The 1,418-nt window shown below is 44.9% G+C and carries 1 protein-coding gene; it reads left to right on the top strand.

Annotated features, from left to right (window positions below; translation table 11 throughout):
* Positions 1-29: 29 nt before the first annotated feature.
* Positions 30-1,418: hypothetical protein (locus KDK16_RS04445; protein WP_257274865.1), on the top strand; the 1,389-nt coding region annotated here is incomplete at its 3' end.

The following is a 1,418-nucleotide window of genomic DNA, read 5'->3' as shown; positions in this document are numbered from 1 at the left end:
TAATTAATGTTCCTAAGATTCGGGACAATATGGTAGAGTCTTTGAGAAAGTGTTATGAACATTATAACAAGTACCGCACTCAAGATGGCAGAAGCGTTTTGTATAACATTGTTAATGATGATACAAACGTTTTGTATAACGTTTTTAATGATCATACAAAGGAAACTCTAAGACTTGAAGTAATTTCAGGAAAACCATTCAGAAATATCGGCGAAGACACTAAAGTCTTCATTACCGGGAGTATTGATTTCTCTGATATCAAGTCGAATGACATTTATCCTGTCTACTCCCGATCCTTAGTGAGAAAGCTATCATCAGTTTTAAGCCTGACGATACCCAAGGATACCAACTTGCAAAGCATAGCGTTCTCTTTTGATAACTCCGCACAAAACATCCCGGATTATGCGGGTGTATTGGATGCTAGCCAGAAAGATTATATTGTACCTGAAGTTCTGAGGGAGTTGGCCAAAAAAGGTATCCGTGCAAATTCAGCTGTTGCAGTTCGAGGGTACTTATCAGCAGGCGTTCCTCGGCAAACTACCGGTGATGATCCTGCCAGACCGTCAACCTCGGGAGATACGCTCAATCCTGAATTAAACCGTATCGTTTTTACCCTGAATAACGACAACACCGTTGCATACACAGCCAAGTTCGGGTTGGATTCCCTTGACCCTGAAAATGAGTTTTATGCCAGACCCAAAATTGATATTCGCGAATCCACATTCACAGATCAGTTGTTCGAATCCATAATCGTTGAGGATCCGCAGGGCTCGGTCAGTCCCGAAATCCAAAAGGCTGTTCTCGAAAACCTTGTCGAAAGACAGCGTATCATTGAAGATGATTTGTTCGGAGGCATAACTGACAGGTCTACCTTTGCCGCACAGGAAGGTAGACTGCTCGATAACATAGTTGACTATCGGCTTGCCCATCCCGATCAGAGAAAAGATGCTCAAAAATTCACATTAAGCAACGACTTCCAAGCCGCGATCTTTTACGGATTAGTGGAGCAACCGGCGACTGAAAATGTTGCTTTCGTCCATCCGGATGAAAGAGAAACTAATCGCTTGAAAGACACACTCCGCCTGGCGCTGGAATCTTCCTCGTACACTGATTGGCTTGCTCGCTATGCCAGTCGTTTCACTGCGTTCAACCTGGCCAACCAGCTTGAGCGGGAAATGCACAACTTCCAGACTGAAGAAGCAAAGGCCAGGGCCTTCGAAAACCTCAAAAGACGAATAGAGGCAAGGTCATACTATATTTACAATGTCGATCCCACAACGGCAGAGGGTGCTGCCGAGCTTAACGCAGAATTCAAAAATGATTTCGACAACGTCGATCTTCTCACAGCCCAGCCACCGGGTTATTGCAACAGGCGCCGAAGATCAGCCGATGCCAACAGCTGTAATGCCAGACGCAAA

The organism is Endozoicomonas sp. SESOKO4 (assembly GCF_024606275.1).
The sequence above is the reverse complement of the archived record's forward strand: the minus strand, read 5'-3'. Positions and strand labels throughout refer to the sequence as shown.